Annotated in this window: 5 protein-coding genes; all 5 read right to left on the reverse strand. The window is 46.3% G+C overall.

What is annotated here, in order from left to right; genetic code table 11:
* Positions 1 to 597: 597 nt before the first annotated feature.
* Positions 598 to 1,026: a DUF7680 family protein gene (locus QUB08_RS27260; protein WP_333228816.1), complete on the reverse strand. Its 429-nt coding sequence runs from the start codon at positions 1,024 to 1,026 to the stop codon at positions 598 to 600.
* Positions 1,027 to 1,338: 312 nt separating this feature from the next.
* A complete protein-coding gene (locus QUB08_RS27265) occupies positions 1,339 to 4,566 on the reverse strand; it encodes a DUF499 domain-containing protein (protein WP_333228817.1) in 3,228 nt (1,075 codons plus the stop codon).
* A 119-nt stretch (positions 4,567 to 4,685) separates the two neighbouring features.
* Positions 4,686 to 5,639, reverse strand: coding sequence for a threo-3-hydroxy-L-aspartate ammonia-lyase (locus QUB08_RS27270; RefSeq protein WP_333228819.1), 954 nt, complete (start codon positions 5,637 to 5,639; stop codon positions 4,686 to 4,688).
* 639 nt (positions 5,640 to 6,278) lie between these two features.
* Positions 6,279 to 6,482: a hypothetical protein gene (locus QUB08_RS27275; RefSeq protein ID WP_333228821.1), complete on the reverse strand. Its 204-nt coding sequence runs from the start codon at positions 6,480 to 6,482 to the stop codon at positions 6,279 to 6,281.
* A 152-nt stretch (positions 6,483 to 6,634) separates the two neighbouring features.
* Positions 6,635 to 7,219 (reverse strand): calcium-binding protein (locus QUB08_RS27280; protein ID WP_333228823.1); only part of this gene is annotated, 585 nt, incomplete at its 5' end.

The following is a 7,219-nucleotide window of genomic DNA, read 5'->3' on the forward strand; positions in this document are numbered from 1 at the left end:
TTAGACGACTTTAGCTATGAGGCAGGGGTTTCAACCCCTGACGGACTATCGGAATGACGAAATTTAATATGAGTCGTTTTTAGACGATTTTAGCTATGAGACCGACATTTGGATTGTTCGACATTCCCGCAGTCCGACATTTGGATTGTTCGACATTCCCGCAGTCCGACATTTGGATTGTTCCAGAGAATTGTTCGACATTCCCGCAGTCCGCCAGGGGTTGAAACCCCTGTCTCAAAGCTGAAGTCGTCTGAAGACGACTGAAGAGTTAATTATATCAAATTTGGGTGCGTTTATATAAGTATGTCATTGTTCGTTATACTTTGCAATCGCAGGAGTTACGAGAGCTTTTATATAGAATAGATGATGTATTAAAGTCGGATTTAATATTAGTCGTCTTTAGACGACTTTAGCTATGAGGCAGGGGTTTCAACCCCTGACGGACTATCGGAATGACGAAATTTAATATGAGTCGTGTTGTCTAGAGGCTCTGCCTCGTTTGTGGCTGGGAAAGATGGGAGGCAGAGCCTCCTGATATGCGTTACCAGGCAGAGCCTGGAAACGAGTATATACGTGAAATCCGCTACTTTCACAATTTCAATCTCCCAATAAAATTCGCAAAGCTTTCAAAGCATTGGAACGATTGCCATTGGCAATTTTACCAAACCAATAATGTGCCTCTTCATTACTCATCGCCATAATCCCTTCGGCAATATTAGCAATTCGTTCGGTTTTCGATAGCGGTTGCAGCGATTGAAATAAAATCGCCAAACTTACCCCGGATTCTTCTGATAATATATAAGGAGTTTGTCGCTGCTGAGATAAACTTCTAGGGTCGTAATTATTCGCTTTGAGAGTTGCATAAATTGTCTGTCTCGCCAAAACCAGAGCATTTCCTTTAAGTCGCCCCAATTTTTTAGCAGCAGGACGTTTTTTCTCTCCGGCTTTCTTGTAAGCACATTGATAGAGTTCCAAAGCGAAGTTGTTATGATCTAAAGGCAAAACTCGTAACTGAAATTCTTGCATGAGCTCTGGGCGGGGCGGGTTTATGAGATATTTTATTTGAGGCGTAGATGGTTGGTAGAACCCGCCCCTACATGGCACTAATTATACAACAATTAATCTACATATCCGATCGTCTCCGAGCGATCGCGATTCCTGTAGGGGCGGGTTCACCAACCATCTACGCAATCAACCAACCATCTCAAAAACCCGCCCCGGCCTATGTATTATGCTGGTATGTTAAAAGAGGTAGATTGCGATTCACCGTGGGGTGGGGGCGGGTTTTTGAGAGTGTTAATTTTTGCCAAATATTGTAGGTGAACCCGCCCCTACATCTCAATATATCACCCTTGCCGTTAAATTTAAACGCTCTACAGGATTGCGTTCAAGCGTTTGTTTTATACTGTTAATATCCGAGGCATTTGCTGACAAAGCTGGCTTGAATTCTAAGGTGATTTTCAAACTAACAGTTGCTTGCGCGTCGGGACTGTTCAACAAATTGTTGATAGTCGAGAAAAAGCTCTGAAATCCCCGCATCGCCCCTTGATATTCCAGCCGCACAAATTGGTCGCCGGTTTGAATGGTTGCGGTTTGGTCGATTTGCGGTTGCCACCGCTGCAATAGGGCAATTGCCGTTCCCAATTTACGATAATCCGTTACTTGATCCACAGACAATTCTAGCACTTCTATGCCTTGCACTTTGTAGTCGCTAATGCGATCGCCCAATCCCGCAAATACCGCATTAATTGTACCGTCGAGTTCGATAATCGGCGGTTTCGCATCCCACAAAGTCCCCGGTAGCGTTTCCACAACATAAGGAGGATTTGTGATCTCTCCCACGCTAGGAACTTGAGGATTTAGATTGACATTAGTTGTTTTTTCTGCTGTCTCACCGTTACCGTAATCGGCCACCACACGAAAAATACTGTTATTAACAATGGTGGCGTCATACTCATCGGAAGGGAAGAAATTTCCCGGCACTAAAGTATTATCTTGATACAAACTAACCGTCAATGCTCCTTTCGCTTTCCACCTCACCCGCACGGGTTTTGCCGCTTCTGCACTCGGCATCAATTGAGCGCTGAGTTCCACTTCTTTCGGCGCTGGAGGTTCGAGAATGCCGCGCTTGTATAGGGAGGCGCGATCGCTAAATTCGATCGTCTCCGGCAACGCCAACACGCTATCATCAGTTTTGATAAATAGTCTCTCCCCCACTTTCATATCCCAATTGCCCATTTTCAAACCTTCGCGAATCGTCTCCCGCAGCATCGAAACTTCCGCATCAAGGAGAATATTCAAACTCAAATCCTTAGCAAAAGCATCGCGCAGCGCCTTCGTCGTCCAACTATCCAACCCCGCAGGCCAAACTTTTTGCAGGATAAAAGCCGGGGCGAAAGGTTTAGCTTCTTCGGCGCGAATCTTGCCGCAATCTTTGAGGGCTTTAAGAATCACATCTTGCTGGTTGTTTTTGCCTTTCACCATACTCGCATCCTGGGCGGAAAGAGTGTAGTGCATCAATCCTTTCGGTGCTTTTACTTGGTCATTTGAGGGATAAAATAAATGGCGGTAAGCATTAGTCAAAGATACTCTCACAGCTATATCTTTCGCGCCTTCTCGTTCCTTCAATTGCTTTTGCTGACTTCCAGATAAATCTGCCAGTCTGTTCTGACTTTTGAGAATATTTTGAATTGCTTTATATTCTCTGGCATTGTCGATCGCGCTTTCTAATTCTAGCCGATTTGCCACCAAAAATAACAAGCGATTGCGGTAGGTGCGAAACTTCCCCGATTCGCCGCTATTGTTAAAAATTCTCTCGATTAATTCCGGGGCTGCGTCGGTAGAAGCATTCACCGTCGCTTCGTCAAAGTCGATCGCGCACAACGCCACATCATCCGGGTTGTCGTCTACATCTCCGGGACTTTCGATATTAGAAACTAAGGTAAAGAATTTTTTGGCAAAAATGCTATCCCGGCGAGTTCGCAAATCTTCTTTCGCCAATACTACCCCGACTTGTTCCTTCTCCTCGGTGATAATTTTGTTGATCGAAGGTTCTTCTTTAAACCTGGCTAAAGATGTTACCGGATCGAAGTCTAAATACCAAGCTACCTTCGTCAATCTTTCTAAAGCGCGATCGACAAAACCGCTGTCAATCCCCGGAGTCAGCAGCGACAAATTCAACTCAGCCAACCGAATACCCGAAGAATTTCCCTGAGTCAAAGAATGCAAAAATATTGTTCTGCTTACCCAAGTAGAAAACGGCGGTTTTCCCGCTGCTATCCATTCCCCATCTTGCAATTGTGCGTAAGCCGGCCTACCATCGGGATTGTAGATATCAGCGCCGATCGCATTCCGCAGGGGCGATCGTTGCAACCGAGAAGTCAGATCGTTAGTAATTTCGCCATCCATCCCTATAGGAATGTGATGCGTGTGAATCATCGGCATCCAACCGTCGCGATTTTCCCACAAATGCCGCACGACTTGCGCGAACAATCGCAAAGCGCCCCGCGTCTTCTGGAATTCGGGAATAGAAGCAATTTTTTTAGTAAGAAGATTGAACAATTCCGGGTGAAACGGATAACTTTGGGCGATCGCTTTTGAGTATGACGCATCTTTGCACCCATCGGGCAAATTAACGCGGCAATTGCGATAAGCCGCCAAATATTCCGATGCCGCTTTTTGCGCCGCTTCCTCGCTAACTCTGGCAAACACGCGCTGTTTAACGATGTTGTAAATTTCGATATCTGTAGAAGGACTCAACACCCTTTCTTGTCTTGCAGAAGCGCGCATCGTTTCTTGCAATTCTGCCGTTTCTTCCGCAAAAGTATCTGCTGTCGAGGCGAGGGAATAAACCAATACTAAATTATCGCACGCTGCCGCCAAATCCATCAGCGAAAATAGAAAAGCTACCACTTGTTTGGCTAAATCGCTTCTGCCAATTTGTTTCGCTTTTGCCGATCGCAAATACCGCGCAATTTCATCTAAAATAATCACAGTCGGCTGTCCCCCCGTCAACCGTTCTAACACCGAAGTACCGGGACTGACACCGCTTTTATCGCTGCCTTGCAGTAACTGATAGCCTGAAATCCCGCCAATTTGGTAAGCAATTTCGCCCCAAAGAGTATAGGTTGTCAAGCCGCTGTCCGAGTGATAGACTCCTTGTTCTGGGTCTAAATCTCGACCGTCGATCGCTGCAACTTGTAAAGGGCGATCGGGAATAACGCTAATATCTGTAAAGCGTTCCAATCCGTGAATTTCTCGCCCTTGCTTGCAGATATGCCAGAGTGCAATTTCATCGTGAGTTTTGCCGCCCCCAAAACTCGTTTCCAAACGAACCACCCCAGCCCCGGCGCTTTGCTTCATCAAGCGGCTAAAAACTTCCCGGATTAGGGTTTTAATCCCATCAGTTGCGAAGGTATTGGCAAAGAATTTATTGGCATCTTGATAAACTTGAGGTGCAGTTCCTTCGACTACCAGCCGCAATTTTGCTGCAAATAAATCTAGAGACAAGTCTCCCGATAAAATCTCATCTCTGGGCAAGCAAGTATCAAAGATTAATGGCAGCATCTAAAATATCCTTAACTAATAATATCAATTCCGCACTTCATCGGAATTATTCATCTCTCTCTTATCTCCCTCTGTGCTCTCTGCGTTCTCTGCGGTTAAATCATTCCGATATCCAATAACTAATGACTAAAATCGACATTTCCCCCGCTGACAATCACGCCAATCCTCGCATTTTCAGCCTGCACAACACCTGACAACAAAGCCGCCGCCGCTAACACTCCTGTCGGTTCAACAACTATCTTCATGCGTTCCCACATAAAAAACATTGTGCTACGAATTGCCTCTTCTGAAACTGTTGCCATATCATCAACATAATGCAGCACCAAAGGAAAGGTTAATTTCCCCAAAGATGGCGTGCGCGCACCATCAGCAATCGTATCCGGGTTAGTCACTGTGTGCAGCGTTTTCGTGCGGAACGATCGCGCCGCATCGTCTGCTTGCTGGGGTTCTACTCCTATTACTTTACACTGCGGAGACAAAGTTTTTGCTGCGATCGCGCATCCCGACAGCAAACCCCCGCCACCGCAGCAAACCAGCAGCAAATCCAACTCTCCAACTTCCGCGATTAATTCCAGCGCCGCCGTACCTTGTCCCGCAATCACCCACGCATGATCGTAAGGAGGTACAACTGTCAAGTTTCTTTCCCCAGCAATTTGATCGGCGAGCTCTTCGCGGGAAACTTGAGTGCGATCGTACAAAATAATCTCTGCGCCGTAGCCGCGAGTCGCTTCTTGCTTGACTTTTGGCGCATCTGCCGGCATGACAACAGTAGCAGGAATTTCTAGCAACCGTGCCGCAAGGGCGATCGCCTGCGCGTGATTTCCCGAAGAAAAAGTCAAAACTCCCCGCTGTTTTTCCGCTTCAGATAGCTGCATCAAAGCATTGCAAGCACCCCGAAATTTAAACGAACCCGTGCGCTGAAAGTTCTCGCACTTGAAAAACACCTGAGAATTTGTGCGTTTGTTGAAAGTTTCCGAAGTCAGCACCGGCGTCTTGAAAGCTTTGCCCTGCAAGCGCTTTGCCGCCGCCTCCACATCCGCGAAACTGACTGACAAGGAATTTTGGGCACTCATAGATTTTAGATTAGGGCGATCGAGGACTCTATTTATAGGGTGGGCATTGCCCGCTTCACTCCTACCATTAAATTATAAATTTTTATTATATTTTGGAAGATAAGAATTATTAGGTGTTGCGCTTAATGGTTAAAAAAGCTGTTGACTAAAATCAAACTTATGACAATTTACTATCAAAAATTAAAGGGCGTTTGTACTTGCACAGGAGAGGAATTAATGAATACAAATTTAACCACCGCCCGATTAATTGTAGGGAAAGGACACGGCGCAGTGTCCTGATTTTGGGTAATATCAAATCCGTTGGCATCGAAATTATTCATCTCTCTCTTCCCTTTCTCTGTATCCTCTGTGTCAAGAGCGGTTAAATCATTCCGATACAACCAGAATGGATATAACGGGTAAAATAAACCGGATTGGATGGTGAAATTGCCCTCGCGAGTGCGATCGACTCCAACCATAGACAACAACGCAAAAGAGAACACGGCAATGCCATTTCCCTACCCAAAAAATAGCGGCTAAATTGTTTAACAATTACAAAAAAAAGGACACAGTATTACTATGTCCTTACCTCTGTATTGTAGGGACACAGCAATGCTGTGTCCCTAACCGTACCGATATCCCGATTAGGATTCTTGCCGTTTAGAACAAGAACAATTCAGAATTACCCGCAATTCCCAAATCGACATCGACAGTAGCAAACAAACTGTTACCACCAACCGTAGAACCGTTGCTATCGTAATACAGTTTAGTAGACAAACCGTCGTAGATAGCCATGATGGACGGCCCGGTTAAAGTTGCTTCGAGCGCAGTGCGTAGGTTGGGTTGAGGAACGAAACCCAACATTTTCGCTACAATTTTCCTTAACTGAACCGTATTGCCCTATGCCCACAAAAAAGCCAGGGATACATATCCCCAGCTCGAAACATAGCACAATTAGTTTTGATAGTCGGTTGGGCGATCGTTTCCGAATCTACCCGCACCCACTTTTGCTCAAATTAAATCAAGCTAACGTCAGAAGCCGTCACGGCCGGTTTGCCGTTGAGAATTGCCAGCGTCACGCCAGGGTTAGCACCGGCAATACCGTCAGGGTCAAATCCGAATCGTCCGCTTCCATTTTCATAGAAGAGGAACGCATCTGACGGGGCAGCCCCGGCTGGAGCCGAGCTGCCATCGTAAACACCACTTTGAACCACCAAGAACGACTTGGAAGAAAGTCCATCCGTATTTGGCACTGCTGACAAGCCCGGGAAGCTGTTTAACTGCAAGATAAACTTGTCTTGACCGACAACAAAATCGCCGATTTGGTCTACGTTAGTACCCAAGCCGCCCTCACTGAAGTTGTTGTAGTAGAAGCTGTCATTACCCGAACCACCAATCAGCGTGTCAGCACCAGGCCCGCCGCTGAGAGAGTCGTTACCCTCGACGCCGAAGAGGCTGTCATTACCATCGTCGCCGGAAATGCTGTCGTTACCCAAACCGCCGTCGAAAATGTCCGCACCAGAACCGCCGCTGAAGATGTCAGCAAACTCAGTACCAGTGACGCTGTTAGCCTTAGCATCTCCGGTGAATAACACAGGAGA

This window comes from Microcoleus sp. BR0-C5 (genome assembly GCF_036705045.1).
Taxonomy (GTDB): Bacteria; Cyanobacteriota; Cyanobacteriia; order Cyanobacteriales; family Microcoleaceae; genus Microcoleus.

Coding starts and splice junctions, on each gene's coding strand:
- QUB08_RS27275 (WP_333228821.1), bottom strand. CDS start 6,482: ATGTTGGGTTTCGTTCCTCAACCCAACCTACGCACTGCGCTCGAAGCA.
- QUB08_RS27265 (WP_333228817.1), bottom strand. CDS start 4,566: ATGCTGCCATTAATCTTTGATACTTGCTTGCCCAGAGATGAGATTTTA.
- QUB08_RS27270 (WP_333228819.1), bottom strand. CDS start 5,639: ATGAGTGCCCAAAATTCCTTGTCAGTCAGTTTCGCGGATGTGGAGGCG.
- QUB08_RS27260 (WP_333228816.1), bottom strand. CDS start 1,026: ATGCAAGAATTTCAGTTACGAGTTTTGCCTTTAGATCATAACAACTTC.